Below are 26,024 nucleotides of genomic sequence, written 5' to 3'. Positions count from 1 at the left end.
CCGCGGGGTCCGGCGCCGGCGATGGTGGTCACGACGCCCCCTCCCGGGGACGGCAAACACGCGCGCCCGGCCGGGACGGTCGCCCCGCCCGAACCTAGGCGAGGCTAACCTAACTTAGCGTTCCTCGGGCAGAATACACAGTGCCGATCAGTGTGACGCGGCCCTCCCACCCTGAGGCTCCGTGCCGCATGACCTGGCATCAGAGACCGGCGCGGTCACAGCCATCGGTCCTGAGCGGCCGGCAGCCGGTGCGAGTCGCGTGGCCGGCGGCCCCGTCGAAGCCGTTTTCCCCCGGAACCCTCTTGTCGATCATGATTGGTAGCCTCGAAGGATGACTGCGATCTTCGACGAAGCCGTCCGTGCCCGGCTGCAGGCTCCCCACATCTGGTACGTCGGCACCGTGTCCGCCGACGGTGCGCCGCAGGTCAGTCCGATGTGGGTGGACCTGGAGGGCGAGGGCGAGCTGACGTTCAACACCTCGGTGGGCCGGGTGAAGGAGGAGAACCTGCGCCGCGACCCGCGCGTCTACCTCTCCCACGCGGACGCCGCCGATCCCTTCGACCGCGTACAGATCAGCGGTGAGGTGGCCCGTTTCGTCGAGGGCGAGGAGGCGCACACGCGGATGGACCGGCTGGCACAGAAGTACCTGGGCAGTGAGCGGTTCGAGTGGCTCATGCCGAAGGAACAGCGGGTCGCCGTGATCGTCCGCCCGCTCAAGGTGCGGCACATCGTCGGGGTCGAACGGTTCCGGCCCGGCGGCCCGGTCCCGGAACAGCCCCTGGAACGGCCTCCGTACGCCTGACACACACGGGACGAGTCGTACGGCAGCGGCCGTGGCGCGGGCCGGGTCACGGCCGCTGCCGTACGGCGGCGGCCTACGGGGGGCGCGCCGGTGAACCCCCGGGAGTGAGCGACGGGGTCGGGACCTGGAGGGATTCGACGAGGGGGCGTGCCTGCGCCGGTCACGTCACGCACAGCGTCCCCGCCCGCGGCCGGCTCCCGGAGTCCGGTGCGACAGCGCCGCGGTTGCGGCCTTACGACCCCGACGGCTTCGGCAGCGTGAGGATCTCGGCCCCGTCCTCGGTGATGGCGATCGTGTGCTCGGTGTGTGCCGTCCGGCAGCCCGTCGCGCTCCGGAGCGTCCACCCGTCGGCATCGGTGACGAGTCGGGCGGTGTCCGCCATGACCCAGGGTTCCAGTGCCAGCAGCAGCCCGGGCCGCAGCTTGTACCCACGGCCGGGCCGCCCGGTGTTCGCGACGTGCGGGTCCTGGTGCATCGTCGACCCGATGCCGTGCCCCCCGAATTCGGTGTTGATCTCGTATCCGGCCTCGCCGAGGACTGTGCCGATGGCGTGGGAGAGGTCGCCGATACGGGCTCCGGGTCCGGCAGCGGCGATTCCCGCAGCCAGCGCGCGCTCGGTTGCGCCGATCAGTGCGAGGCTCTCCGCGGGCTGCAGCTTGCCCACCACGAAGCTGATGGCGGCGTCCGCGGCGACTCCGCGCTGGGATACGGCAAGGTCGAGGGTGAGCAGATCGCCGTCGGCGAGCGTGTAGTCGTGGGGCCGTCCGTGGAGCACGGCGTCGTTGACGGCCGTGCAGATGTAGTGGCCGAACGGGCCACGTCCGAAGGACGGCGCGTAGTCGACGTAGCAGGACTGCGCTCCCGCCTCGGCGATCATGGCCTTGGCCCACCGGTCGATGTCCAGGAGATTCGTGCCGACCGCACTGCGGCCCTTCAGTGTCTGCAGGATGTGCGCGACCAGGGCGCCCGTGTCTTTCGCGCGGGCCAGCATGGTGGTGTTCAGGATCTCGATCATGTGCCACTTTCCTCACGGAACCAACAACTATACCGGTCAAACTATACCGGTATTAGAATCGTGGTCGCGAAGGGCGGCCATCGGCGGCCGGGTTCCACGGCCTCACCGCACGGCGGCGTTCAGCGGGGAAGCACCCAGTCCGGCGCCCAGGTCCCGGTCGCGCCGTGGCCGGTGGCGCCGGCGGCGAGGTGGGTGCGGAGGGCGGCCAGCCCCGGGTGGGGGTTGTCGCGGTGCCAGAGGAGGGCGTGCGGGTAGACGGGCGTCGGTCCGGTCACCGGGATGCGGCGCAGGCCGTGGCCGGCGGGCCAGACGAGGCGCGTCCGTCCGCCCATGAAAGTGGCCAGGGCCGGTGTGTCGGCGACGGTGTCCAGGAGGGCGTCGGAGCCGAAGTTGGGGCCGGTCGCCTCGATGGTGAGCCCGAACTCGGCGACGAGGTCGTCGTAGTACGCGGTCCACTCCGTGCCGGGCACGAGGCCCGGCATCCAGATGCGGTGCCCGACGAGCTGGGCGACGGTCACCGACCGGGCGTCCGCCAGCGCGTGGGCGGGACCGGTGAGAAGCTCGAGCGGCTCGTCGAGCACCCGGACCGACTCGATGTCCGCCGGGAGGGGCCGCCCGGGCGCGGCCACGGCGCGGAAGGTCGCGTCGATCGCACCGGACCGGACGGCGGCGACGGCCGTCTCGATCTCGAACAGCATCACCACGTCGAGATCAACCTCGGGGTGCGCCCGGTGGAAGCCTCGCATCAGGCCCGATACCGCACCGCGCGAGTTGATCACGTCGACGCGCAGTGGACGGCTGCCGGTGTGCACGGAGGCGACCGCGCGCTCGGCGACGCGCAGCAGCTCGCGGGCATGGGGCAGGAACGCCTGCCCGTCGATGGTGAGCCCGGCGCCGCGCGGGGTGCGGGTGAACAGCCGCACACCGAGGGTTCGCTCCAGCGCGGCGATCCGCTTGGAGACGGCCTGCTGGGTGACCGCCAGCTCGGTGGCGGCCTCCTGGAACTGCCCCGCGTCAGCGGCGGCGACGAAGGTCCGGACGGCGTCGAGGTCCATGCCTGCCACCCTACGGTCACAACTGCTGGTTGTGTCCTGCGGCCATGCGGTTGTTTGACCCCCGGGCACGGCGCTCGCTTTGCTGACATCGATCGCGGATCGGTTGTACGGGTGCGGGGCGAGGGGCCGGGTATGAGGAGCGGGCAGCGGCGGGGGCGACGCCCCGGCCACCGGCTGGGCCGGCGGTTCGGGTGGCTCTGGGGAGCGTACGCGAGCAGTGCGCTCGGCACCTGGCTCGCCTTCGGCGCGTTCCCGCTGATCGCCGTCCAGGTGCTGCACGCCGGACCGGCCGAGGTCGCGGCGCTCTCCTCCGTGGGTGCGGCGGTGGGCGCGGCCGTCGCGGTGCCGCTCGGCCCGTGGGTGGAGTTCCGCCGCAAGCGGCCTGTGCTGATCGCGATGGACCTGGTGCGGTTCGCGGCGCTGCTGACGGTCCCCGGCGCGTTCGCGCTGGGCGCGCTCACGTTCGTCCAGCTCCTGCTGGTCACGGTGGTCGTGTCGGCGGCCGACATCACCTTCCGCGCCGCCTCCGGCGCGTACCTGAAGACGCTGCTGCCGCCCGAGGACCTGCTCGTCGCCAACGCCCGGTTCGAGTCCACGAACTGGACGACCACGATCGTCGGACCGCCGCTGGGCGGAGCGCTGACCGGGCTGCTCGGTCCTGTGGCCACGCTGGTGGCCGACGCGGTCAGCTACCTGCTCTCGGCGCTGGGCATCCGCGCGACGGGCGGGCACGAGCCGTTGCCCGGGCGGCGGGAGGGGGCCCGCATGCGACCCGGGGATCTGCTCGACGGCTGGCGGTACATCCTCGCCGACACGACGCTGCGCGCCCTGTTCTTCAACAGCGCCCTCTTCAACGGTCTGGTGATGGCCACCCAGCCACTGCTCGCGGTTCTCATGCTCGGCCGGCTCGGGTTCGCACCGTGGCAGTACGGCCTCGCCTTCGCCGCCCCCGCGGTCGGCGGACTGCTCGGTTCACGGCTGGCCCGACCGCTGGCCGACCGGTTCGGACAGCATCGAGTCCTCGTCGTGGCCGGGACCCTGCGCGCGGTCTGGCCCGTCGGCCTGGCCTTCCTGGGGCCCGGGACCGGCGGGCTGCTGCTGGTGACGGGAGTCGAGCTCGGACTCATCTTCTGCTGCGCCGTCTTCAACCCCGTCCACGCGACCTGCCGCCTGGAGCGCACCGCCACCGACCGGGTCACCCGCACCCTGTCCGCCTGGGCGGTGACGACCAAGGTTTCCACAGCGCTGCTGACGGCTCTCTGGGGCGTACTGGGCAGCCTGCTCGGCCCTCGTACGGCCATCGGCCTGGCCGGTGTGTTCGTGCTGGCGACCCCTCTGCTGCTCCCCCGCCGGGGGCGCGAGCCCGAGGCGTCCGTGCCGGTGCGGCAGAGCCCGTAGTCGGTATCCCGGCTGTGTGGCCACGGGCACCTGCGGCGTCCCTGCGTGCGGGTCCCGCCCTCATGGCCGCGCGTACCCCGTGGCGGGCGACGGGCGCACGATCGGCGTGGCGTCCGCCCGCACACCGTTCACCCGAACCATGGTGTCCCGCTGGCCTGCGGAAGAAGCCGGTTCACGCCGGGCCGGGGGTGCTTGTGGGAGTAGTCGGCCCGTCCGTCACCACCCCGGTCGCAGTCGGCGAGCCTGCCATCCAGCAGACGAAGTCGGGGTCGCGCGCACCACGCGGCACCGGCGTCATGTCGTACGGGAACCGCTTGGCCTGCCGGACACGGCGCAGGCAGGCTCGGGGACGTAGAAGCCGCGTCCCGTGATCACGACAGGAGTGTCATGACACCGTAACCGCGCTTACCAGGGGGCCGCCGCACCGTTCAGGATGGTGATCGACAAGGCAGAGACCAGCCGGAATGACCAGTCCGGCCCGGCCGCATCACCATCAGCAGGGGGAGCCCCACCATGCTTCGCACGCACCGCCGCAAGTCCGTCCTCGCCGCCGCGGCCCTCGTGGCCACAACGATGCTGCTGACCGCCTGTCAGGGAGAGGACACGGGGGGCGGCGGCAAGTCGACCGGGGCCATGGTCTCGGACTCGGCCGCCGAGGGGCAGTCCGACGACGGCGGGAGCGGCACCGGTGTCGGCAGCGAGTCCGCGTCGGGCGAGAAGGGCTCGAAGAGCGGCAAGGTGTCGGGGAAGTGGGTCGGCAGGGTCTCCTACCTCGCCCCCGGCAAATACACCGTCACGGACGCGAACAACGCGGAGCAGGCGTTCTTCACCTCCGAGGACACCGACATCGAGGGCGCGGGCAAGATTTGCGGTGACGCGGACGGCCAGGCCGCCACGCCGTGCAGCGAGGAGGAACTCGAAGCCGCGGCCAAGAAGGGGTTCGGAGCGACGGTCGACGTCAAGGACGGAGTGGCTGTCAGCATCATCGAGGACCACACCGACAGCGGTACCGGCGACGGTATGGGCGAGGGCGAGAGGTCGGGGCTCTTCTCCGGCACGCTCGGGTACATGGCCCCGGGCAAGTACTCCCTCAGCCGCGACGGTGACGAGCGTGCGTTCTTCACCGCCACCAGCACCGTCATCAACGGAGCCGGCTGGATCTGCGGTGACGCGGAGACCGTCACGCCCTGCACCGAGGAAGACCTCGAAGCCGCAGCCAGGAAGGGCAGCGTCGCTGTCGCCGTCCAGATCGAGGACGGGGTCGCCGTCACCATCGACGAGGAGCACAACTGATCGCGGACCCGAGCGGGGCAACGGGTCCGGCTCTTCTTCGGAGTGCCTGTCCGAGATCTCTGGTCGTACGGCCCGAGGTCCGTGAGTCCGGGGTTGCATGGGCTCGGGTGGTGCGGTGCGGCGGTACTGCTCGCACTCCGAAGCACACCTGACCTGGGCACTCATCCACCCTCATGACCCGCCGGCCGCCCGGACAGGCCCCCGAACCGACTGGTCCAAGAAGTCCTGACCGCCGGCGCGGCCCCCTCCCTGCGCCATTTGAGGGGTCAGACCGCGGGGTTCTCCAGCAGGGTGACCCGGTTGCCGTCCGGGTCTTCCAGGGCGGCGAACCGGGTGCGCGTTCCGCCGGTCTGCACCGGCCCCGCAGCCAAACCGCGTTCCTCGAGCTGTGCAAGAGCCTCGTCCAGATCAGGCACCTCCAGATTGAGGAGCGCCGAACCAGAACGCTCGGCGTCCTCGAAGACCGAAAGCCAGCCTCCTGCGGAGAGATGCCAGTCCGCCAGCGATGGCATCGGCCGGGTGTCCGCCGGGCGCCCCAGCAACTGTTCGTACCAGAACACCGCAGTGTCCACGTTTCCCACGGGCGCAACCATCATTACGCGGGCAATGTCCATGAACGTCACCTTTTTCGAACCACAGTTTCGTGTCTCTTCTCCAGACTGCTTGAGTCAACAGAACTCATCGCACGTTGCCGAACACGTACTGAGCGTTTCCGGAGTGCCCACCGACGGGGTGACGGCGGGGTGGGCGCAACGCACGAAACACCTGCGTGGGGTGCAGATCGCCTGGCGGGGCGGCTTTGCCGATGAGTTCACCGTCCGCGAACGGTCTACCCAGCGACACAACCGTTCTGGATAGGAGTGCCATGTCCACCATTCAGCCAGTGATCCTGACTGCCGACCAGGACGTCCTGCTCGGTTTCTACACGGAGTTGTTCGGCGCCGAGGAGATCTTCCGGGTACCGGAGGAAGGGGCGGCCTTCTACTGCGGCTTGCGCATCGGCGACACCGACCTCGGGCTGGTGGCCAAGTCGGACCTGGGGGTCGGCGGAGCACCGCGGATGTTGCTCAGCATCGGTGTCCACGACGTTGACGAGACGCTCGGCCGCGTGGAGGCTCTGGGCGGCTCGGTCCGCAGCGGCCCCGACGACATGCCGTGGGGACAGCGCGTCGCCCACATTCAGGACCCTGACGGCAACCCGGTGAACTTGACCCAGCCGATCCCCCCGGCCCAGTGACACTGACATGGCCGGCGGCAACAACGTCTCCGAGTCCACGTTCCGTCGCTGGCGCGACGAGGTGACCGCCCTGCTCGCTGCGCAGGCCCCGCGAATGGACCGCGCGTTGAAGAAGATGGCCCGTCAGGGTGGGGAGGTCGTCCTGGTGGACGGCTCCCTCGTCCATACCCGGTGCCGTACCGGGAAAGCCGGCTGCGAGTACTACTCCGGCAAGCACCGCCAATACGGTCTGCACTTCCTCGCCCTCGCCGGGTTCGCCGGTGCAGTAGCCGGCCCGTCGGCCTCAAAGCCGGGTGGGCCGTAATGTCTCTACGCCGCGAAAAAAACACCGAGCGCGCGACCGATCCGGCCGGGCGCGTTCTCCGTGGGGATGTGATCCGCATGGGGAATACGGATGAGCGTGGTGTTCGGGATCTCCGAGGCGAACCGCTCGGCGAACTCCACCGTCTCGTGGAGGTCGTCCTCCCCCCAGATGAGCAACTTGGGTGTGGTGGAGCGCCGCAGCGCGGGGACGAGGGCAAGGGTGTAGCGGTTGTCGGCCGCACTCGCCAGGGCCATCCAGGAGCGGCGAACCCGCGCATCGGTCCACGGGTCCACGTAATCCGCGGTCAACAGTTCGGTGGCGACACCTGCCAGCACTCTCGCCACCGCCTGCCGGCGGTTGTCGAGCACGCCCTCGGCCGTGTCCGCGTCCCGGAAACTGGCCACATGGGGCGCCGGCCAGGAGTCGTAGAGGACCGAGTTGACCAAGGCGAGCCGGGACACCCCGAAGCGGTCGTGGGCGAGGAGGTGCTGGGCGAGGGCGCCGCCGATGTCATGTCCCGCCACGGCGATCGGTCCGGGGAGCTCCAGCGCGGAGGCGAAGCGCGTCACCCAGTCCGCAAGGGCCGGGACTGTGGCCGTCTCCGGGGTGAGCTCGCCTCCTGAGCGCCCCAGTCCGGGGAGATCGACCGCGATCGGCCACAGCCCGGCGTCGGCGAGGTGATCCAGTACCGGGAGCCAGACCCGGCTCCAGTACGTTCCGTGCAGCAGCAGCACGGGCCGGCCGCCCTGTCGCCCGGCGGTCAGGTAACTGGCCGTCTCGCCGTCGACCTGGACCGCTTTCCTGACCACTGTCGTTTCGGTGGTTTCACTCATGGGACCACTGTGATCGGAGTCGATCTTCCTGCCGAGAGTCCGAAAAGACATCTGGAGGTACATTCTTGCCATGAGTCTTCACCGGGTGGTGGCCCTGCTCAATCCGCCGCAGTCGCCATTCGAGCTCGGCTGCGCCGCCGAGGTCTTCGGCACCGTCCTGCCCGATGTGCCGGCCCGCTACAGCTTCGGGATCTGTGCCGAGCGCCCTGGACCGCTGCGGACCACCATCGGTTACCCGATGCTCGTCGACGCGGGGCTGTCGGCACTGGAGGAAGCGGACACCGTGGTCGTCCCCGGCTGGCAGCCGCCCAGGGCACCGGTGCCACCGGCCGTCGTCGCGGCGCTGAGGGCCGCCCACCGGCGCGGGGCGAGGATCGTCGCCATCTGCACGGGGGCGTTCGTCCTGGCCCACGCCGGCCTGCTCGACGGCCGCCGTGCCAGCACTCACTGGCGCCACGCGGACCGGCTTGCCGCCACCTTTCCCCGGATCGAGGTGGACCCTGACGTGCTCTACGTGGACCACGGCGACGTGGCCACCAGCGCTGGAACCGGCGCGGGCATCGACCTGTGCCTTCACCTGGTGCGTTCCGACCACGGCGCCGCCTACGCCGCACAGATCGCCCGGAACATGGTCCTGCCCCCGCACCGGGAGGGCAGCCAACTCCAGTACGCCGCACAGCCTGCACCGTCGAGGGTGGACGAGTCGCTGGCGCCACTGCTGGAGTGGGCCACGTCCCACCTCGCCACCCCGCTGACCCTGAACCGGCTCGCCGGACGAGCCGGGCTGTCCACCCGGACCCTCGCCCGGCGCTTCACCGAGCAGCTCGGAGTCAGCCCGGGGCAGTGGCTGCTGCGTCAACGCCTCGACGCAGCACGCGTCTTGCTGGAGCAAACCGACCTGCCGGTCGAAGCCATCGCCCCCCGCGTCGGACTCACCTCGGCAGTCAACCTGCGCCGCCGCTTCCGGACGCATCTGGGCACCACACCCGGCGCTTACCGGCGCGCCTTCAGCCAAACCCGGGCGGCTGCCTGACGGACGGTGCCTCAGCGCAGGGCGCCGCGCGCGGCGGTGATGTGGGCCGGCTCGGCCCGCCTGGTGTAGTCGGCGTCGGAGAACGCCCAGCGGACGATGCCGGTCGGGTCGATGACGTACGTCGCGGGGAGCGGGAGGTGCGCGGTGGCCGCCGTTGACGCGGTGGAGGTCGAAACCCAGCTTGTCGTAGACGGCGGCGAGGTCGTCCGGCACGTCGAAGGCGAGGCCGTACGCCTTGGCGGTATCGGAGCCGACGTCGCTGAGGACGGTGAAGTCCAGGGCCTTCCTCTCGGCCAGCGACTGGAATTCGTCCGGAATCTGCGGGGAGACGGCGGGCCTGCCCTGGAGAAGGCCGTCTCCGCGATGCGGCGGCTGATGAACGCCGACGCCGCTCTGCGGCAGCAGACCAAGATCTACACCGGGCTGGAGATCCGGCAGGGCTCCGCCTGGGAGTGGCTGTACCTGTACCTGGCCTGCGTGCTGCCCAACAGTTCGTCCCGCCTGCCCGGCCGGCGTTCGGGGTTCACCCCGCACTTCGGGTGGGATCCATGGCCGCCCTCGACGGCGGGTCGCTCACGTTCCTGACCATCCGTGAGAGCGAGGACGAGAAGGGCCGGTACTGGGACGTCGGCGTGATCGGCCACGGCGAGGCGGGGGCCGGCTCGCCGAGCACCTCGTGGACGAGATCCGCGCCTGGGGCGCCAGCGGCGGAGTTGACCGCCGTAGGCCATTCCACGACGGCGTAGGCGGTAGTCTTGGGCACATCGTTGAGTACGAGGCTCACCGCATCGCCGTCGAGCCCGATACGGACTTCTCCCGGCTCAAGATGCATTCAGGCAAAGGCCGTTGTGTCGTCGATGCTGGTTCGCGCTCTCAGTATCCCAAGCCGGCGTAGATGGTGACGTTCTTGCCATTTTCCCTGGCTCCGACGCACAGGTCACGCCGGTCGAGCAGCCAGCCGCTGGAGCGGCAGCTCTCCTGCTGGAGGTCCAGTTCGCGGATGATCTCCGGGCCGGACAGGCCGTCCTCACTGGTGACCGTCACGACGCGCCAGCAGCCGCCGGAACCGCAGCTGATGCCTTCGTCAACCACGCTGATGCCTGGCGGCAATGGAGGGAGAGCCTTGGGCGGCGGGGCCTCCGAACCGTCGCTGATCAACAGCGCGTACAGGAGGCCGACCACGAGAGTGAGGATGAACTGCATCGACAGGAAGCCGATCGCTCCGTTGCGACGGGAGACCCATTGCGGCGAAGGAGAGTTCTCGTGCCGACCCTCCAGTGCCGCACCGCAAGCGATGAGCATGGGCGCCAGAGCCGTGAACACGAGATGGGCGTCGGGTCTGGGGGCATCGATCCAGCCCTGCTGGACACCGATCAGGAGACTGGCTCCGGCGAGCAGCGTGCCGCCGATCGCGAAGCCGACGGGACGGGTGCGGGCGATCTTCATCCAGACGACGGCGGGCGCGACGGCGAAGAGTATTCCCAGGACGATCAGCATGTACGGGGGGACGTGCGCCCCTGAGTGCCCGGTTCCACACGGCCGGGGGCTCGCCTCAGGCCCGCAGGCCGAAGGTTCATGCCGTGAGCGCCGCGTAGTCGTCGGCGTTGCCAGAGTCTCACCTGTGCGCGCTTACAGTCTTGCCGGTGACAACACACCTGCCTAGGTGACAGCTATCACGCTTCGGCTCAAGGCGCCCCTTTCACCCGGTCGGCACCAACTCCCCATCGATCGGGCATGTCCATCTCCTCAGGATCGCTCAGCACGTCCTCGCGGAGCAGGATGCGCAGGCCCTCGTGGCCGATGTCGTCGACCACCGGCTCGGCTACCAGGAAGTCCGCCAGCTCGATAAGGCTCCAGACCGAGAACGGCAGGTGATGCTGCTTGGTCGGTTCGGACTTGGCGATCTTGTTGATCTCGCGGCGTTCGGGGAGCGTGCACGTCTTCGGGCGGCCGCCCTTGCCCATCGGATACGGCGAGTCGGAGCCGTCCGTGGCGAAGTTGTGGATCACACCCGGACCCGGTCGTCGCTGGTGAACGACACTTCCGCGTTCCTCGTCACCGGCATGCCCTGCGCGGACGGCAACACCATCTGGGCCCGCCGCCAGGTCACCACCGACCCGGTGCCCCGGCGGATGACCCGCAGCAGCCGCCGCCCCTCGTCGTCATCGGTCTCGCGGATGCGTACTCGTTCTGCCACCCGAACATCCTGGCGGGACAGCGCTTGCCGCACCAGAAGACGACTTCGGCAGGTCGGCCTGCTGTTGGGCTCCGCAGGACCTACGCTCGCACGAACCCGTGGCTCCGTTCCACTTGCGCGACATGCAGCGTGTAGCTCTGGTACCACTCGGCTTGCCCACGTTTTTGCGCTGCGCGGTGCTCGGCGTGGGTGCGCCACTCCGTGAGGGCGTCGGCGTCTCGGAAGTACCCGACGGTGATGCCCAGCCCGCCAGGAGTCTGCGCGTGGTCCATGCCCAGAAACCCAGGGACGTCCTTCACCAGGTCTTCCATGTGTGCGTTCGTCTCGCTGTAGCCGCTCTGTTCCTGGGTTCGCACCGTAGTGAAGACAGCCACGTAATAGGGGGGTTCAAAGGCTTTGACGGGTTCGACAGGCGCTGCCGAGTGATCGCTCATGGCGCCACCGTAAGGGCGGGAGGCGCCCGCGATCCAGCATCTTTCCTGATCGAAGCCGTCTGAGCTCTCCCTCCAGTTCCCGACCACGGCCATGAGCTTGCCCGGCTCACACAGTGCAAGGGACGGGACACCAGGGCAAACGTTGGCTGATGCGGCACTGACGAGCTCGTGCACGGTTAGCGGGCGCGGCCGACGTTTCTGCTGATCAGCGCGGGTAGGGCCTCTGTACCACCAGCCGACGAAGATCTGCTGGACGAACGCGCACCGCGCCCAGTCGCGGCGTCTTGCCCCGCCTGCGGCAAGGCCGAGCTCGGTCTCAGGCCGGTCACGTGACCACCAAGGATCGTCCGGTGGCGGGGATCGGTGCCAGTTCTGCCGGGCAGGCGCCCTGACCACCGAACTCTCTCCCGCGGCTTGGGTGCGCGTCTTCAGCGCATCAGGAGATCGATGGCGACCTTCAGTCGTTCGAGGTAGAAGTCCTTCGATGCTGCCTGGTGCTTGAGGCCGGTCGATGCGCTGATCATCGTCTGGGCGACTTGGCGGGCCGCCGCTTGTCCTGCCTCGACGGCGATCGCGTCTGTGAGCAGTTGCTCGAAGCGTTGCGACGTGATCTCGACGATCTCGCCCAGAAGGCCGGGGTTGTCCTCGATGACCACCGCCACATCGCGTGTCAGCGGGCCGATGTAACGGCCCGCCCACTGGTCGAAGGCATCGAGGAGGCGCTCCGCAGAGGGCCGCCCGGTGTCGGCCAGGACGTCTTCGACCGCTGTGATGTCTCGCTCCAATGCCTGGGAGACGGCGGCGCGGAACAGGCTCTCCTTCGAGGAAAAGAGGAAGTACAGCCCGGGCCGGGAGATGTCCGCCGCCCGCGCCACCTCCTCCATCGAGGTCTTCCGGTAACCGAATCGGGCGAACGTGGCCATGGCGGAGTCCAGAACCATGGTCCGACGGTCGGTGTCGGCGACTGTCGACGGCGGGTGGCCGGCATCGGGGCTGTTCATGGGCCGAGCATACGAGCGAGAGTCGTACTATACAAATCAAGACTAGTACGTATAGTCACCGCCATGACTACTGGCGAACCCATCTCCACGCCCTTCACCGCTTTGAGTACCGCGGACGAGGTTTTGCGGGGCATCGACCTCACCGGCGTCCGCGCGATCGTGACGGGCGCTTCCTCCGGAATCGGGATCGAGACGGCTCGCGTGTTGACCGCTGCCGGGGCGGAGGTGACGCTCGCTGTCCGGAACACGACTTCGGGTGTCGCCGTCGCTGAAGCGATCGAGAAGTCGACCGGAGCGATACGGCCCCGAGTCGTCCGGCTCGACCTTGCCGACAGGACCACCGTCACGCGATTCGTTGACGCGTGGGGCGGCCCGCTTCACCTGCTGATCAACAACGCGGGCGTGGTCACTGGTGGCCTCGAACGCACACCTGAGGGCTGGGAGCTCCAATTCGCGACGAACCATCTTGGCCATTTCGCCCTCACCACCGGCCTTCGTGACGCCTTGGCCCTGGGAGCGGCGGACCGCGACGGAGCACGGATCGTCTCGGTCAGTTCGACGGCGCACATGCGTGCCGGCATCGACTTCGACGACCTCCACTTCGAGCGTCGCGGCTACGATCCGCAGATTGCCTACGCCCAGTCGAAGACGGCGAACTCACTGTTCGCTGTCGAGGCGACCCGCCTCTGGGCGTCCGACGGCATCTTCGCCAATGCGGTGAACCCGGGCGGTGTCGCGACGGGACTGCAGCGGAACTTCACCACGGAGCAGAAGGAGTCGCTCGACGCAGCCGAAGCCGCCGGAGTCTTCACGTACAAGACGGTCGAGCAGGGCGCTGCCACCAGCATCGTCGCGGCCGTCGCCCCGCAGTTCGCGCACTCCGGAGGCCACTACCTCGACGATGGGCAAGAGGCTTACACCGTACCGAACGACGCCGACCTCGCGCAGCACCCGCACGGGGTCAAGGAATGGGCGCTCGATCCCGCCACCGCCAAGCGCCTCTGGACGGTCTCGACCGATCTGCTCCGCGCCTGACCTCCCGACGCCACAGCAAGCGGGCCCGCCGCCTTCCTGGCTGGTCACCGTCGGCATCCAACACTCGGACGAACTCTCCACCCGCACCGGGCCTTCCCTGCACGCGCTCATCCGCCGGGCCGCCGCCGAGGCCCCTGGATTGCATGCCACCGCCGCGCGACGCGGACAGGCCCCGAAGCTGCCACCGGCGACAGTCACCGAGCAGCCTGACCGCAACGGGCCTGACGGTCGTCGGCACCGAGGTCACCGCCCAGCACAGCACCATGGCCGAGAAGAAGCCATGGCTGTCCCTCCCCGTCTTCGCACGGCCCGAGGGCCACTTCACGCACGCCCAGCGGTTGCAGAACCTCGACGCCGCCCACGCCACGAAACGAAGCGGATCGACAGTTGGCTCCGCGAGTACCTCTTCAGTCAGGGCTGGGCGGCCGAGCACACGTTCTCCGGCAAACGCAGCTTCCTTCGCGACACCATCGCCCGCCGCCCGGACCTCGCCACGCCATGACCGACCGGGCGGCGACCGGCAATCCCCCGCAGGAGGTACCGCAACCCACATGAGTGATCGAACACAGCATCACAGCCCGCCCCACCCGGCCACAGACGGAGAGGCGCCGGTATTCGAAATCAGGTTCTAGATTTCGCCCGCCTCTACCCGTTACGGCGACAGCACATCCGCCGTTACCCGATCACCCGTCCGCATCTCGCCCCCAGGAGCCCTCATGCATCCCGTACGCCGCCCTGCGCCCGTTCATCCTGCGTTCGAAACGCCACTACCTCCCCGCGCACCAATCTTCACCTCGTCTCCGGCCGCCGGGGGTCCGCATCAGCGCCGGGCAACCGGAGCTCTGCGGCCTCATCGACCACCACGATCGCGGTGACGGCCCGGACCGGATCACCACCGTCTTCGTCGCCCAGTCGTGGTCGGGCCAGCCGCGCAACGCCGAGCGGGACAAGCACGAGGGCTTCTTCTGGGTGACGTGGAGAGGCCCCCCGCCGGACTGCCACCCATGCACCCCCACCGTCTTCCCCATGCTCATCCACGGCCCGTCCTACCGGGCTTCGAACTGGCCGCCCCAGGGAGGCAACGAGTGAAGCGATTCTTCGGCAAGGTCCGCGTGGCGGAGCCACAGGTCTCCGATGCAGAGCGAGAACTCTTCGGCGGGCCCCTGCGCTACGACATGGGCTGGTCCCAGCACGAGCATGCCCGCTTGGACTTGACCATGCGGTCGGCGCTGCGCCAAATGCCAGGACTCGTCAGCACCACCCTGCGGATGGCCTGGAGTGCGGATCACCGAGCGCTCGTGGCCGTGGCCGTCAGCGAACTCGGCCAAGGCATCGCCGCCGCGGTCGGCCTGCTCGCCATCAACGCAGTCATGCACGGGCTGCTGGGGGCCGGTGACACGGTCACCCGGCTGCACGCCCTGCTGCCAGGGCTGCTCGCCGCCGCAGGCGTCGCCGTCGTGAACTCCGTTCTGGCCGGCTGGTCGACATCCCGAGCGGGACGCCTCGAACCGGTCGTGGAGCGGATTGCCACGACCCAATACCTGGCCGCCGCGACCTCGGTCGAACTCGAAGCCATCGACGATCCGGACTTCCGCCGCCTGATCGACATCGCCCAGTACGGCCCCGCCTCTGCCCGCCGCATGATCGGTGCCTGCGTCTCCGCGCTGAACAGCACCATCTCACTGATCGCCACGGCGGGTGTCCTCACCATCCTGCACCCGGCCCTGCTCCCGATGCTGCTAGTCATCGCAGCCCCCCGCGGGTGGGGCGCCATGCGAGTGGCACAGGAACGCTATGTGTCCGTGATGAGCTGGATCGAGCACCTGCGGGCCAGTCGCCTCATCGGCAACCTCCTCACCGAGCGAACTGCTGCCCAGGAAGTGCGTATCCACGCCGTCGGTCCCTTCCTCCTCGATCGCTACCGGCGCATGGCAGCGAGCGCGGAATCAGAACAGGAACGTCTGGCCTCCAGCAAGGCCGTCACCGAGTGGGTCGCCTCCGCGCTGTCCGGGCTGGCGATGGCCGCCACCTACGGCACCATGATCTGGCTGATCATGGCCGGACACATGAGCCTCGCCGTCGCCGGCACCGCGGTGATCGCGGTACGGACCGGTTCAGCAAGCCTGGGCGCACTGGTGATGAATATCAACCAGCTGCACGAGGAGTCCCTTTACGTCCGCGATCACGGGCAGTTCCTGGTCGAGGCTGCGCAACGCGCCATCCCGCAGGACGGCGGTCCCCTCCCCGACCAAGTCAAGCAGGTGTCCATGGAGCACGTCACCTACCGGTATCCCGACCGCGACGCACCGGCCCTGGACGACGTGACGCTCACCTTCCCCATGGGGTCGGTCATCGCCGTGGTGGGCGAAAACGGCTCTGGCAAGAGCACCTTGATGAAGATCCTCTCGGGTCTGCTCCTCCCTCACGCCGGATCGGTGAGATGGGGTGAGTTCGACGTCTCCGGGCTGGAACGCTCCCAGGTCTTCGACCGCGTCTCGCTTCTCACTCAGGACTTCCAACGGTGGCCCGTGACCGCCGCGATGAACATCCGGATCGGCCGCCCCGAGCACGTCGCCTCGGAGCGTGACCTGCAGACGTCCGTCGACTACGCCGGAGCCGGGCCCGTCACCGCCAAACTCCCCAACGGCTTGGACAGCATGCTCGGCCGCATGTTCCACGGAGCCATCGAACTCTCCGGCGGCGAGTGGCAGAAGGTGGGCCTGGCCCGCACCCACTGGCGGAGCTCGACATCACAGGGGGACAGCGTCCTCATCGTTGACGAGCCGACCTCCGCCCTCGACCCCGAAGCCGAGATCGCTGCCTTCGACCGCATCCGCCGCCTCGCCTCCCCGCACCGGGCCGTCGTCCTGGTCACCCACCGAATGTCCGGCGTCCGCCACGCCGATCACATCTACGTCCTCAGCCAAGGGCGCCTCGCCGAACACGGCACCCACGACAACCTCATGGCCGCAGGCGGGCGCTACGCCGCCATGTTCGACGCCCAAGCCGCCCAGTACAGCCCGGCACCGAACGTCCCGAAGCCCGCTTCACCGAGAGTCGTGGACAAGGCATGACTCGCCCACGAAAGGCAGAGCCATGTCCTCCTTCCTCCCTCCGTCAGCAGGCGTTGCCTCGCGGTCCGTCCTGTCCGCAACTCAGCACGCCACCACCCGGCACGCGGTGTGGCTCGGCGCTGCCGCATTCACCACCGATCAGGGCAGCCAGGCCCTGCTGGTGCACCCCACCTACAGCAAGGACGACTCGTGGCTGCTGCCCGGAGGCGTCGCCGAACCCGGCAAAAACCCGCACCACCTGCAGGCATGAGATCACCGAGGAACTGAGCCTGGATCTGACGCTGTCGGCCGTGCTCGCCGTCCCCTCCTTCTCCGCACACCACCCGGACCTTCAGCACGGCACGATCTGCCCCGGGGAGGCCCGGTTCGCCTTCGACGGCGGAACCCTGACCCTCGACCAAGTGCAGGCGATCCGCCTTCCGCGTGAAGAACTGTCCGAGTATGCCTTCCTGGGGACCTCCGTATGGCCGCCCGGGCCACCGCCGTCGGACCGGCAGCCGTCGATCCCGCCACCGGCCGCTCCTTCGCCCGCCTGCTCACCACCCCCGCCCAGGCAGCCGCCCTGCTGGGATGGGGCCCGCCCGGTGCGCGGCAAGCCCAGCTCGCGGTGGAGACAGCACGGGAGGTGTGGGGCCTGACCACCGCTCGCACTGCCGCCGACAAGGAAATCCCTGCGTAGGGCATGCCACTGACCTGACCCGAACGACCACCCCGCCTCGAATCGTCCCGCTCACGTACCTCCGAGGTAGCCCCCCATGCCGTTGTCGCACGAACACATTCGCACCACCGTCGAGACCTATCTCGCTCGCCACCCTCATGAGCGCGAGCAGCTCGGCGCCCTCCTCGACGCCCTCGACGGCCCTACCGACGTTTTCAGCCGCTCGTCTTTCACCGGGCACGTCATCTGCGGCGCGGTCGTCGTCGACCCGCTCGGCCGTGTCCTGCACGTGCTGCACCTGGCGAGCGGGATGGTCCTCGCACCCGGCGGACACACCGAGCCCGAAGATGAGTCTTTGGCAGGGGCGGCACTGCGGGAACTGCACGAGGAGACCGGGATCCCACCCCAGGCAGTGGCCCCGTGGCCCGGCTACGAGGCGGTTCCGTTCGACGTCGACATCCACGAGATCGACGCCCGGCCGAGCAAAGGCGAACCCGGACACGTCCACTTCGACCTCTGGTTCCTCTTCCGGCTCCACACCGCGACGAAGACGCCGATGGTGCTACAGGAAGAGGAAGTCGGTGGCATCGAGTGGCGGCCCCTGGACGAGGTGGCCTCTCCCTCCCTGCGCGAGAAGCTGCTCAAGCTGCCGCTCCGGGTCGAGCCTGAAACGGCTAATGCCTCGGCCCTGATCTACAACTCTCGCGGCGAGTATCTGCTCCATCTTCGCGACTACTTTCCCGGCCAGATCCGGGAGCCAGGCATGTGGTCCCTGCTGGGCGGCGGGCGAGAGCCCCAGGACGCCACCCTGGAACACACCGTCCGGCGCGAACTGGCCGAGGAAGCCGGCCTTGATCTCGCCGACCTGGTCCCGTTCGGCACCGAGTACGCCACCGACGATGCCGGCGCGACCGTGCCCATCGCCATCTACGCAGGCCGCTGGAACAGGGACCCGCGCGAACTCCACCTGACCGAGGGGGTGATGGTCGCCTGGTTCGCCCCCTCGGACCTCCACCGCCTCCGCATCGCGGACAGCACCAGTGATCTCGTACGGCGTCACGCCGCCAGCCTTCCGGCGTCACAGAGCGGGTCCAACCTCGAGGAGGAATACCGGTCCTCGCCACACGGCACGGTCCTCAACGTCATCGGCGTGCACCTCTACCTGGAGCGGCCCGACGGGACTGTGCTGCTCGGGCTGCGCCATCCCGACTCCGCGTTCGCGCCTTCGACCTGGCACGTCCTGGCCGGCCACTGCGAGCAGGAGAACGCCATCACCTGCCTGATCAGGGAGGCACGGGAAGAAGCCGGTCTGCACATCGAGCGCCAGGACGTCGAACTCGTCCACGTCGTCCACCACATCGACCGCGTCGGGGACCGGCCTCGTATGGGCCTGTTCTTCCGCGCCCGCACCTGGCGCGGCGAGCCGGAGCTGCGCGAGCCGGACAAGTGCACCCAGTGGAGGTTCTGGGACCCCGCCGCCCTTCCCGACGACCTCGTCCCCTACACCCGGGTGGCCATCGAGAAGGTCCAGAACGGCGAGCTGTACAGCGAGACGGGCTGGCCCGCATGACCGGCGAACCGGCCGACACATTTCGTCGCGTACCCGCAGCAACAGAAGCCGGGCGTCCCGACACCCGCCTGGTAGTCATCCGCGGCAACTCGGCATCGGGCAAGTCGAGCGTGGCCCAGGGCCTGCGAGATCACTACGGCCGCGGTGTCGCGATCGTGGGCCAGGACGTGATCCGCCGAAACGTATTGCGCGAGCACGACACCACGGGCGGCGCCAACATCGCGCTGCTCGGCAGGATCGCCCGCCACGCCCTGGACGCCGGCTTCCACGTCGTGCTCGAAGGGATCCTGTACGTCGACCGCTACAGCCACATGATCACGTCTCTGGTACGGGACCACCGTGGCGTCTCGGCCTGCTACTACCTCGACGTACCGCTGGAGGCGACGTTGGCCCGGCACGCCTCGAAGGCGGATCCCGCGTACCTGGAACAAGTCACCGACACCCACCTCACCTCCTGGTACCGGGAGCTGGATCTGCTGCCCGACGGCCTGGAGAACGTGATCCCGGCCGACAGCACTCTGCAGGACACCGTCGCCCGGATCGTGCGTGACACCGATCTGACCGCCGCCCCCACGCTGCCACCGCAGTGCAAGCCGTCACAGGGAGACTCGATGAACCTGGTATTGATGTCCGATCCGCAGGTAGCGGCGGTCCCGCTGCGCGAGTGCGGAGAGACGCTCGTCGACGTGCGCGACCACAACTTCCGCGTCGACCCCCGCAAGCAAGACCCGCTGGGCGCGTTCGCCCACGTCCGGGAAGGCGTCCTCACCCGGCTGAAGCACGCCCGCTCGCTCCTGCCCGCCGGCATCGACCTGCTGTTCGTCGAGGGCTACCGACCGCTCGCCCTCCAGCGGCGCTACTTCACCGAGTATCGTGACGCGTTGGCCGCCGCCCAGCCCAACTGGACACCTGAGCGGGTGCACCAAGCCGCCAGCCGGTACGTGTCGCCGCCGGACATCGCGCCGCACTCCGCGGGCGCGGCCGTGGACGTGACCCTCGTCGACCAGGACGGTCACGAACTCGACCTCGGCACCCGCGTCAACGCCTCCCCGGAGGAGAGCGACGGGGCCTGCTTCACGCACGCCGCAAACCTCAGCGACCAGGCGCGCCACCACCGCACCCTGCTGCTCAATGCCATGGAGAGCGCGGGTCTCACGAATTACGAGACCGAGTTCTGGCACTACTCGGCGGCGGACCGGTACGACGCGCTGATGCGCCAGGAGCCGTACGCGCGCTACGGACCGATCGAACTGCGATAGCGCGCCGGCGGACTTGTCCACTTCCCCGCCGCCCACTCCGATCCAGAGGCGCAGGAGACGGCCACCGTTCCGTGGACGGCCGCACCCCCGCCCGCGACGGACGAAAAGCATCGAACGGAGGCACGCATGCCTGACGACACCCAGCAGGCGATCCCAGCCGTCCCCAGCCCTTCCGCCGGAGACGTACCGCCCGAGCACCACATGCACCTGCTCGGGCGGTACTACCGGCAGGTGGAAGCCGGCCGCAAGACGACCGAAGCGGTGGTGGCCACGCCGAACAAGCGCGACATCGCCAGCACTACTAGGCCGTTTCTTCTGGATCACTCCCGCAGGAGCTGGTTGTCAGCGCCGGGTGGGAGAGTCCTGGGCATGACGTTGCAGGAGAACCTTGAGCGAGTGCTGCCTGAGATCGGACGCGACTTGTTCGACGTTCTCGTCATCAGGACCGACTTCAGCGACGACGAGGCGTGGAATGCGGTGGTTGAGGAGTTGCACCGCCCGTGGGGGTCAGGCGGTGAGTTTGCCGCAGCAGTTCAGCTCATCGATTCGCCTGCTTGGTCAGGAGCAACGGCCAACGAGGTTCTCGCCGCCGTGGTGGACGAGGACCTGGTCGTCGTCTTCCTCGCTGACCGCGGCACGATGAAGTCGCCGGCGCGGCCGTTGCTGGCTCTGTCGACCGGCTGGGAAGACGTGAGTGGCCTTGACCCCGTCTACTACCAGGAACTCATAGAGTCGCCGGACCCCAGCGAGTTTCGAGCCCTGCCCACCGCGGTGCACGGCGTCCAGATGGACCTGGCGCTCGGCAATGTGCACTTTGCCGAGTACGCCGGGGCTGCTTCCGCAGAGCCTGATCAGGTACTGCGGCCCGACTGACCGGTACGACGGGCGGCCGTTGCCTCTGCAAAGGGGAGTCGTTCGTTGGGGCATGCCGTTGAGTGACGCGCAGTGGGCGCGGATCGAGCCGTTAATTACCCCGGGCCAGGCTGTGACGCCCCGGCAGGGCCTTGGTCAGAACTGGCACGAGATGGCCCGCTGACCGACGGTCTTCACCGCAGACAAACGCCAACGACCGGCATGAGTACGGCATCAGTCATCCACGCCACCCCGTGACCTGTACGTTCAAGTTGTGCGAACTTCAGCAGCCCTTTCACCCGCCGCTTCGTCGGGCAAGGGCCAGGGTGACGGGACGGGCGGGCAAGGCTCCGGCGACTGCACCCGTGCTGCTGTTCCTCCTGAGCAGCAGCAGCGGACCGTCTCCCTGCCACGAGCGAGTGGGGTACTTTGACCTTCGATCAGGTGCGGCGGACGGCGGGGGACGGCGTGAAGGCACTGGGCAACGGCGATCCAACACGTATCGGGGCATATCGGCTCCTAGGTGTGCTCGGCGAGGGCGGCATGGGCCGCGTGTACATGGCTCGGTCAGAGGGCGGGCGCACGGTCGCTCTCAAGGTCGTACGGAGCGAGATCGCCCAAGTACCCGACTTCCGGAGGCGGTTCGCGCGCGAGGTGGATGCCGCGCGGCGTGTGGCTGGGCCGTGGACTGCGGCTGTTCTCGACGCCGACGTCGAAGCGGTCGTCCCTTGGGTTGCCACTCAGTACATTCCGGGCCCGGATCTGCACACCGTCGTCGCACGGGACTTCGCCGCGCTGCCCGAGCGTTCCGTACGCTTTCTCGCCAGCCGCCTCGCCCTCGCGCTCCAGGTCATACACGGCGGCGGGTTGATCCACCGCGACCTCAAACCGTCGAACATCCTGGTCACGGTCGACGGGCCGCGTGTCATCGACTTCGGGATCGCGCGGGCCCTCGACGGCCTGGACACGATGGCCGCCGAATCGGCGATGACCCGCACAGGCATGGTCATCGGCTCACCCGGGTTCATGTCCCCCGAGCAGGCCCGCGGTCGCGAACTCACGTCGGCCAGCGATGTGTTCTGTCTCGGCTCTGTCCTCGTGTACGCAGCCACGGGGCGTCAGCCGTTCGGTGCGGGTGGCTACGGCGGGCTCGCCGCACAGCTGTTCAGTGTGGCCGAGGACGAGCCAGACCTGAGCGGGGTGCCGTCTTCACTGGTGGATCTCGTGCGGGACTGCCTGGCGAAGGACCCGCAGCAACGCCCCACACCCGGCCAGATCGCCGAGCGCACCGAGGACGGGTCGTCCGAGCCCTGGCTACCCGGCGAGGTGCTCGCTCAACTAGCTCGCCGTTCCGCCGAATTACTCGACTACGACCCAGCACCGGCGGCGTCCGCCGCATCGCAAGACCACCCAGCCACGGTTCGCACACCCGCGTCGCCGTCGCCCCCGTTCCCGACCATGCCCGCGCGACCCCCTGCGGCCCCACTGCCGTCAGACCTCTCACGGCGCCGCAGCCGTACGACCATCACAGCAGGGGCCGTAGCCGCGGTGATCGCCGCCGGCGGTGGGCTGGTCGCGCTCGACCCCTGGGGTGCCGGCAGCAGCGGCAGTGGCGGAGCAGCTGGAAAGGGGGACTCAGCCGGCGGACTCACGATGGCCACCGTGCCGAAGGAGTTCACGGGCACATGGGAGGGCCAGCTCGCCAAGAAAGGCACGATGAGGAGCGATCGCGTCGTACGGGTCGAAATTCTGCCCGGTGACGAAAAGATCTCCGTGCAGACCGTCGACTCCGAGCGGTTCTGCATCGTGGAATCCGCCCCCGTCAAGGTGAAGAAGGAGTTCTACGACCGGCTGGTACTCGGCGCACCGAAGCTTCGGACCGGCGCTCCCGCATCGGAGAAGGACGCGTGCGCGGGGCAGCAGATCGGCAGCCTCCTAGCGGACGGTAGCGAGGGGACGACGCTCAAGTGGGAGTTCGGCGACTACGAGGTCACGCTGTTCAAGAAGCCGAAGATCGCCGTCCAGCAGGAGGTGCCGGCAGCGTTCACGGGCCACTGGCAACTCATGGAGGACGACAGCGGCTTCTCGCGAGACCAGCAGCTCCAGCTCCAGACGGTCACCATCGATCCGGGAAACGTTCTCCTCACCAGCAAGGTCGCAGTCTCCCTCAAGGCCGGGAAGTCCGGTAAGGCCACATGGTGCTACTACCAGGGTGGCGTGTTCTCGGTATCCGGCGAGAAGAAGGACATCCTGTTCACCACGAACCTGGAGCCGGGGTCACCCGCGGACGACTCCGCCGAGACCGCCTGTCCCGCTTCCCTGCCTGCCCAGATGTACGTAGCGAGGACTGATGAGAAGCATTTGGGGATGATCACCATGGGTTCCGAAGGAGTCGTCGCCGTCGGTTCCGGCGGCCTTCAGCGCGCCGCCCCATGACCCCGACCGCGAGACGCCGCACCGCGCTTGCCTACGGGGGCGGGAGACTCCGGATCGTCCGCGCGCGGGCCCGGCGCAGCGCATCAAGACTGGCGATGGTCTCCGACAGGTGCTTGTCGTAGGCCTCGCGCAGTTCCAGCGCATGATCGTCGTCGGCGGCCGGGGCGGCGGGCACAGGCGAGGAGGTAGGTCCCGGACTTCGGCGACCTTTCGCAGGTCACGGGGTGTGAAGTGGCCCTCATGCGGCTGCGAGGGTGACCGTCGGTGCTCAGTCCGGCGGCGGGCGGGCCAGGCGCCGGTTCGTCCGCTCAAGAACCGCGAGGACCTCTCAGTCGGGTAGGCCGATGGTCACGGCGCGGGATTCCGGAGCGAAGTCATCAAAGGACTGTTCCCAGGCCTCTCCCGGCCAGTAGTAGGTCACGCGGCCCTCGAACGGCCGGTAACGGGCGGTGTAGACCGTGCCCAATCCCTCGTCGTACGCGGATTGATACAGCGGCGGCTTCAGCATCACTGACACGTCCGTACCCGCTGCACGAATAGCCTCCAGCCGCTCTTGGGTCCGGGAGAACTGCTCCTGCTCGTCAGACACCGGCAGGTGCTGGTGGTTGGCAGCGCAGGCATCCCCTGCCCGGGTCATTGAAATGTCCGGTCCCACGAACACCGTCACTGCCTGCTTGGAGTCGACAAGGGTAACGTTCTGCGGAATCGCGATCGGTATGGACCGCAGTCTGCTGACTGCCTCGTCAACGGTGCTGCACGTCTCCAACAGGTAGCGCAGGACGATAAGAATCGCGAAGCCGGGGCCATGGACGAATCGCCCCCCGAAGGTGAGTGACACCGCGAGCCCGGCATCGTTCATCCCGTCAAGCAACCCCCAGGCGGCATCCTGCATTCCGATTACCGGTCGGAGAAAGTGGGAGGAGACAATGGTGCCCTCACACTCGTCCGGGTTGAAGTCGTAGTTGCGCAGCAGGGTGCCGCTGCCGCCGATCTGGGTGCAGCCCGAGAAGAACGGTCGCAGCGCCGCGAGGGTGAGGAAGGTTTCCCCTTCAGGCCGGTCGAGCTGACCGGCGAGGCGGTCGAGAAGCGGAACCAGCTCCGGCATGTGCGCCTCGAACAACTTCCGAGCACGGTCCGCGCCCTCCAGTGTCCGGCTCTCCTCGGTCATCCACCCCTCCGCGAGCGGCCACAGTGCGCGTGTATGGGTGGCCCATCGCCCGTCGCTTCCATCGCCGACCTCGATAGCACTGAAGATCTTCTGCTGTTGGCTCATGCCGCCGCTCCGTTGTGGACGTCAAGTCAGATGACGGCAACCTAGCTAATTCCGCAGGTAATTCACCAGGTCAGGCTTGGGTGCGCGAGACAGTCGAGCGCACTGGGATCGTGTCGATCGTCATGGGCAGACCGGGCCCGACTCGTGGGAAGGATCTAGGCCGTTTCCTTCGGATCATCGTGCGGACCAGATGAAGATGCCGACGATATGGAGTCCGGCGAGGTAGATGGTGGCGGTCTTGTTCCATCTGGTGGCCAGGCCGCGCCACTGAGCGTGTCCCAACACGACATCCGCGCCGCCCGCACCCACAGTCTCGTCAGTGCCTTGACGAGACGGGGGTGGCACGCTTCGCCGACAACGGGTAGCAGGGCGCCGGCCCTGCTGTCCGGGTGCCCTTCCGTGGCCGCTGGGAGAAGCTGTCCGCCGCTCAACGGGCCGCCAACGTAGCCCACGCTCGCATCCGCGACGTCGGTGCGCAGGCTACGGCGACTTCGAAGGACTGCCGGTTACTGCGGAAGCTGCGCCGCTCGACCACCCGCATAACCGCCCTCGTACAGGCCGTCCTTGCCCTGCACCTGACCTGCTCCGGATGAGGTCAGAAAAGCCTCACTGCGGGGCCCCGCAGCGGTGGAGTACCTGAGGCGTAGGGGAATGCCTCGGGGAGCCGATCCTATAAAAAGGGTCTTTACTGCGCCAGAGTGATCAACTCGACCAAGCCGTGACTCACTGAGTGGCAGTGCCGTTGAACATGCGTACGGATCAACCGGCGCACCCGATCGAAAGGATCGCCCCAGAATGGGAAATGGAAGGGAAGATGTCTCACGAGAGGAATTTGAGGGATATCCCGGCATGTACATCCCGAGCCCGGAAGAAGAAAGGGCCGATGTTGAAAAAAGGGTCCTGGAAACGATCTGGGAGCAGTTGCAGGAAGATGGAGCCGTCGACCCCGCGGCCCCCCTCAACCCCTCCGTTAAATTCAAGGAAATCTTCAAAAAGGGGCACGATAATGAGATCGCAATGGTGTTCTTCGTCGGTCGCCTCCGCCGTAAGCTCGAAGGTGATCGATTTGTCGACCGGAGTGTCACATTGCGCGACCCAGAAATGACGATCCAGGAGGCCGCCAAGGCGATGGTGCTGCCAGTGGAATGACGATGACTAAGACCGTGTCCTATGTGGGGCTGGCTCGTTGAGCTCGTCATGGGGCGGGGTACGTGGAGTTGGATTGTTCCGGACGGGCTGTGGGAGATCGCGGAGCCGCTGATCCC

The 26,024-nt window shown here is 68.3% G+C and carries 24 protein-coding genes and 4 pseudogenes; 17 read left to right on the top strand and 11 right to left on the bottom strand.

The features are described 5' to 3' along the window. Positions 1-331: 331 nt before the first annotated feature. Positions 332-802, top strand: a complete 471-nt coding sequence (locus AB0P41_RS12090; protein ID WP_356707192.1) for a PPOX class F420-dependent oxidoreductase — start codon at positions 332-334, stop codon at positions 800-802. A gap of 232 nt (positions 803-1,034) precedes the next feature. Here the strand turns inward: AB0P41_RS12090 and map are convergent, their stop codons facing one another. Both map and AB0P41_RS12080 read right to left on the bottom strand, forming a co-directional pair. Beyond that, complete coding sequence (map, locus tag AB0P41_RS12085) at positions 1,035-1,817, bottom strand: type I methionyl aminopeptidase (protein WP_365931620.1); 783 nt, start codon at positions 1,815-1,817, stop codon at positions 1,035-1,037. 119 nt (positions 1,818-1,936) lie between these two features. Then, positions 1,937-2,872, bottom strand: coding sequence for a LysR family transcriptional regulator (locus AB0P41_RS12080; RefSeq protein WP_356707194.1), 936 nt, complete (start codon positions 2,870-2,872; stop codon positions 1,937-1,939). Positions 2,873-3,004: 132 nt separating this feature from the next. Here AB0P41_RS12080 and AB0P41_RS12075 point away from each other — a divergent pair, with 132 nt between their 5' ends. Further along, a complete protein-coding gene (locus AB0P41_RS12075; protein ID WP_356707195.1) occupies positions 3,005-4,270 on the top strand; it encodes an MFS transporter in 1,266 nt (421 codons plus the stop codon). Between the two features lie 170 nt (positions 4,271-4,440). On the opposite strand, the pseudogene AB0P41_RS12070 reads toward AB0P41_RS12075, so the two are convergent. Continuing rightward, positions 4,441-4,527, bottom strand: a pseudogene (locus AB0P41_RS12070) (IS5/IS1182 family transposase); the annotation flags it as partial. A 256-nt stretch (positions 4,528-4,783) separates the two neighbouring features. On the opposite strand from AB0P41_RS12070, the gene AB0P41_RS12065 reads away from it, so the two are divergent. Beyond that, complete coding sequence (locus AB0P41_RS12065; protein WP_365931618.1) at positions 4,784-5,563, top strand: hypothetical protein; 780 nt, start codon at positions 4,784-4,786, stop codon at positions 5,561-5,563. Positions 5,564-5,829: 266 nt separating this feature from the next. Here AB0P41_RS12065 and AB0P41_RS12060 read toward each other — a convergent pair whose 3' ends face one another. Further along, a complete protein-coding gene (locus AB0P41_RS12060) occupies positions 5,830-6,177 on the bottom strand; it encodes a VOC family protein (protein WP_356707197.1) in 348 nt (115 codons plus the stop codon). 251 nt (positions 6,178-6,428) lie between these two features. Between AB0P41_RS12060 and AB0P41_RS12055 the strand changes: the two genes are divergently transcribed. Together AB0P41_RS12055 and AB0P41_RS12050 are read left to right on the top strand one after the other, a co-directional pair. Further along, complete coding sequence (locus tag AB0P41_RS12055; protein ID WP_356707198.1) at positions 6,429-6,800, top strand: VOC family protein; 372 nt, start codon at positions 6,429-6,431, stop codon at positions 6,798-6,800. A 7-nt stretch (positions 6,801-6,807) separates the two neighbouring features. Next, the gene (locus AB0P41_RS12050) at positions 6,808-7,104 is read left to right on the top strand and encodes a hypothetical protein (RefSeq protein WP_356707199.1); all 297 of its coding nucleotides are present in this window, start codon (positions 6,808-6,810) and stop codon (positions 7,102-7,104) included. A 5-nt stretch (positions 7,105-7,109) separates the two neighbouring features. Here the strand turns inward: AB0P41_RS12050 and AB0P41_RS12045 are convergent, their stop codons facing one another. Then, complete coding sequence (locus tag AB0P41_RS12045; RefSeq protein WP_365931616.1) at positions 7,110-7,937, bottom strand: alpha/beta hydrolase; 828 nt, start codon at positions 7,935-7,937, stop codon at positions 7,110-7,112. 70 nt (positions 7,938-8,007) lie between these two features. Here AB0P41_RS12045 and AB0P41_RS12040 point away from each other — a divergent pair, with 70 nt between their 5' ends. After that, positions 8,008-8,970: a helix-turn-helix domain-containing protein gene (locus AB0P41_RS12040; RefSeq protein ID WP_365931614.1), complete on the top strand. Its 963-nt coding sequence runs from the start codon at positions 8,008-8,010 to the stop codon at positions 8,968-8,970. A gap of 11 nt (positions 8,971-8,981) precedes the next feature. Here the strand turns inward: AB0P41_RS12040 and AB0P41_RS12035 are convergent. Next, positions 8,982-9,303, bottom strand: a pseudogene (locus tag AB0P41_RS12035) (redoxin domain-containing protein); the annotation flags it as partial. Positions 9,304-9,518: 215 nt separating this feature from the next. Between AB0P41_RS12035 and AB0P41_RS12030 the strand changes: the two are divergent. Next, a complete protein-coding gene (locus tag AB0P41_RS12030) occupies positions 9,519-9,716 on the top strand; it encodes a hypothetical protein (protein WP_365931613.1) in 198 nt (65 codons plus the stop codon). Between the two features lie 127 nt (positions 9,717-9,843). Here AB0P41_RS12030 and AB0P41_RS12025 read toward each other — a convergent pair whose 3' ends face one another. The 4 genes and pseudogenes from AB0P41_RS12025 to AB0P41_RS12010 all read right to left on the bottom strand — a co-directional run bounded on the left by AB0P41_RS12025 (position 9,844) and on the right by AB0P41_RS12010 (position 12,524). Then, entirely contained in the window at positions 9,844-10,467 is a 624-nt protein-coding gene (locus AB0P41_RS12025) for a hypothetical protein (RefSeq protein ID WP_365931611.1), read from the bottom strand. A gap of 257 nt (positions 10,468-10,724) precedes the next feature. After that, a pseudogene (locus tag AB0P41_RS12020) lies at positions 10,725-11,167 on the bottom strand (IS630 family transposase); the annotation flags it as partial. Between the two features lie 80 nt (positions 11,168-11,247). After that, positions 11,248-11,601, bottom strand: coding sequence for an antibiotic biosynthesis monooxygenase (locus AB0P41_RS12015; RefSeq protein ID WP_365931609.1), 354 nt, complete (start codon positions 11,599-11,601; stop codon positions 11,248-11,250). Positions 11,602-12,029: 428 nt separating this feature from the next. Continuing rightward, positions 12,030-12,524 carry a TetR/AcrR family transcriptional regulator gene (locus AB0P41_RS12010; RefSeq protein ID WP_365932112.1) on the bottom strand — a complete coding sequence of 165 codons (495 nt, stop codon included), beginning with the start codon at positions 12,522-12,524 and terminating at the stop codon, positions 12,030-12,032. Between the two features lie 141 nt (positions 12,525-12,665). On the opposite strand from AB0P41_RS12010, the gene AB0P41_RS12005 reads away from it, so the two are divergent. The 8 genes from AB0P41_RS12005 to AB0P41_RS11970 all read left to right on the top strand — a co-directional run bounded on the left by AB0P41_RS12005 (position 12,666) and on the right by AB0P41_RS11970 (position 23,486). Then, positions 12,666-13,637, top strand: a complete 972-nt coding sequence (locus AB0P41_RS12005; protein WP_356707205.1) for an SDR family NAD(P)-dependent oxidoreductase — start codon at positions 12,666-12,668, stop codon at positions 13,635-13,637. Positions 13,638-14,722: 1,085 nt separating this feature from the next. Beyond that, positions 14,723-16,711: an ABC transporter ATP-binding protein gene (locus tag AB0P41_RS12000; RefSeq protein ID WP_365931607.1), complete on the top strand. Its 1,989-nt coding sequence runs from the start codon at positions 14,723-14,725 to the stop codon at positions 16,709-16,711. Between the two features lie 22 nt (positions 16,712-16,733). Further along, positions 16,734-16,961, top strand: coding sequence for an NUDIX hydrolase (locus tag AB0P41_RS11995; protein WP_365931605.1), 228 nt, complete (start codon positions 16,734-16,736; stop codon positions 16,959-16,961). Between the two features lie 213 nt (positions 16,962-17,174). Beyond that, positions 17,175-17,390, top strand: coding sequence for a hypothetical protein (locus AB0P41_RS11990; protein WP_365931604.1), 216 nt, complete (start codon positions 17,175-17,177; stop codon positions 17,388-17,390). A gap of 76 nt (positions 17,391-17,466) precedes the next feature. Continuing rightward, positions 17,467-18,939: an NUDIX domain-containing protein gene (locus tag AB0P41_RS11985; protein WP_365931602.1), complete on the top strand. Its 1,473-nt coding sequence runs from the start codon at positions 17,467-17,469 to the stop codon at positions 18,937-18,939. After that, positions 18,936-20,198 carry a M15 family metallopeptidase gene (locus AB0P41_RS11980; RefSeq protein ID WP_365931600.1) on the top strand — a complete coding sequence of 421 codons (1,263 nt, stop codon included), beginning with the start codon at positions 18,936-18,938 and terminating at the stop codon, positions 20,196-20,198. Before AB0P41_RS11985 ends, AB0P41_RS11980 begins: the two co-directional genes overlap by 4 nt. A gap of 126 nt (positions 20,199-20,324) precedes the next feature. After that, positions 20,325-21,071, top strand: coding sequence for a hypothetical protein (locus AB0P41_RS11975; protein ID WP_365931598.1), 747 nt, complete (start codon positions 20,325-20,327; stop codon positions 21,069-21,071). A gap of 423 nt (positions 21,072-21,494) precedes the next feature. After that, positions 21,495-23,486: a serine/threonine-protein kinase gene (locus AB0P41_RS11970; RefSeq protein WP_365932110.1), complete on the top strand. Its 1,992-nt coding sequence runs from the start codon at positions 21,495-21,497 to the stop codon at positions 23,484-23,486. Between the two features lie 328 nt (positions 23,487-23,814). On the opposite strand, the gene AB0P41_RS11965 is transcribed toward AB0P41_RS11970, so the two are convergent. After that, positions 23,815-24,759 (bottom strand): C45 family peptidase, encoded by a 945-nt coding sequence (locus AB0P41_RS11965; RefSeq protein WP_365931596.1) that lies wholly within the window; start codon positions 24,757-24,759, stop codon positions 23,815-23,817. A gap of 258 nt (positions 24,760-25,017) precedes the next feature. On the opposite strand from AB0P41_RS11965, the pseudogene AB0P41_RS11960 reads away from it, so the two are divergent. Continuing rightward, positions 25,018-25,352: pseudogene (locus AB0P41_RS11960) on the top strand (transposase family protein); the annotation flags it as partial. A gap of 256 nt (positions 25,353-25,608) precedes the next feature. Beyond that, positions 25,609-25,908 (top strand): hypothetical protein, encoded by a 300-nt coding sequence (locus tag AB0P41_RS11955; protein ID WP_365931594.1) that lies wholly within the window; start codon positions 25,609-25,611, stop codon positions 25,906-25,908. Positions 25,909-26,024 lie beyond the last annotated feature (116 nt).

Origin of the sequence: Streptomyces sp. NPDC079167, from assembly GCF_040686735.1 — a bacterium.
In the GTDB taxonomy this organism is placed as follows: domain Bacteria; phylum Actinomycetota; class Actinomycetes; order Streptomycetales; family Streptomycetaceae; genus Streptomyces.
This window is presented reverse-complemented; position numbering and strand designations above follow the sequence as displayed.

Coding starts and splice junctions, on each gene's coding strand:
- AB0P41_RS12090 (WP_356707192.1), top strand. CDS start 332: ATGACTGCGATCTTCGACGAAGCCGTCCGTGCCCGGCTGCAGGCTCCC.
- map (WP_365931620.1), bottom strand. CDS start 1,817: ATGATCGAGATCCTGAACACCACCATGCTGGCCCGCGCGAAAGACACG.
- AB0P41_RS12080 (WP_356707194.1), bottom strand. CDS start 2,872: ATGGACCTCGACGCCGTCCGGACCTTCGTCGCCGCCGCTGACGCGGGG.
- AB0P41_RS12075 (WP_356707195.1), top strand. CDS start 3,005: ATGAGGAGCGGGCAGCGGCGGGGGCGACGCCCCGGCCACCGGCTGGGC.
- AB0P41_RS12065 (WP_365931618.1), top strand. CDS start 4,784: ATGCTTCGCACGCACCGCCGCAAGTCCGTCCTCGCCGCCGCGGCCCTC.
- AB0P41_RS12060 (WP_356707197.1), bottom strand. CDS start 6,177: ATGGACATTGCCCGCGTAATGATGGTTGCGCCCGTGGGAAACGTGGAC.
- AB0P41_RS12055 (WP_356707198.1), top strand. CDS start 6,429: ATGTCCACCATTCAGCCAGTGATCCTGACTGCCGACCAGGACGTCCTG.
- AB0P41_RS12050 (WP_356707199.1), top strand. CDS start 6,808: ATGGCCGGCGGCAACAACGTCTCCGAGTCCACGTTCCGTCGCTGGCGC.
- AB0P41_RS12045 (WP_365931616.1), bottom strand. CDS start 7,937: ATGAGTGAAACCACCGAAACGACAGTGGTCAGGAAAGCGGTCCAGGTC.
- AB0P41_RS12040 (WP_365931614.1), top strand. CDS start 8,008: ATGAGTCTTCACCGGGTGGTGGCCCTGCTCAATCCGCCGCAGTCGCCA.
- AB0P41_RS12030 (WP_365931613.1), top strand. CDS start 9,519: ATGGCCGCCCTCGACGGCGGGTCGCTCACGTTCCTGACCATCCGTGAG.
- AB0P41_RS12025 (WP_365931611.1), bottom strand. CDS start 10,467: ATGCTGATCGTCCTGGGAATACTCTTCGCCGTCGCGCCCGCCGTCGTC.
- AB0P41_RS12015 (WP_365931609.1), bottom strand. CDS start 11,601: ATGAGCGATCACTCGGCAGCGCCTGTCGAACCCGTCAAAGCCTTTGAA.
- AB0P41_RS12010 (WP_365932112.1), bottom strand. CDS start 12,524: ATGGCCACGTTCGCCCGATTCGGTTACCGGAAGACCTCGATGGAGGAG.
- AB0P41_RS12005 (WP_356707205.1), top strand. CDS start 12,666: ATGACTACTGGCGAACCCATCTCCACGCCCTTCACCGCTTTGAGTACC.
- AB0P41_RS11995 (WP_365931605.1), top strand. CDS start 16,734: ATGTCCTCCTTCCTCCCTCCGTCAGCAGGCGTTGCCTCGCGGTCCGTC.
- AB0P41_RS11990 (WP_365931604.1), top strand. CDS start 17,175: ATGGCCGCCCGGGCCACCGCCGTCGGACCGGCAGCCGTCGATCCCGCC.
- AB0P41_RS11985 (WP_365931602.1), top strand. CDS start 17,467: ATGCCGTTGTCGCACGAACACATTCGCACCACCGTCGAGACCTATCTC.
- AB0P41_RS11980 (WP_365931600.1), top strand. CDS start 18,936: ATGACCGGCGAACCGGCCGACACATTTCGTCGCGTACCCGCAGCAACA.
- AB0P41_RS11975 (WP_365931598.1), top strand. CDS start 20,325: ATGCCTGACGACACCCAGCAGGCGATCCCAGCCGTCCCCAGCCCTTCC.
- AB0P41_RS11965 (WP_365931596.1), bottom strand. CDS start 24,759: ATGAGCCAACAGCAGAAGATCTTCAGTGCTATCGAGGTCGGCGATGGA.
- AB0P41_RS11955 (WP_365931594.1), top strand. CDS start 25,609: ATGTACATCCCGAGCCCGGAAGAAGAAAGGGCCGATGTTGAAAAAAGG.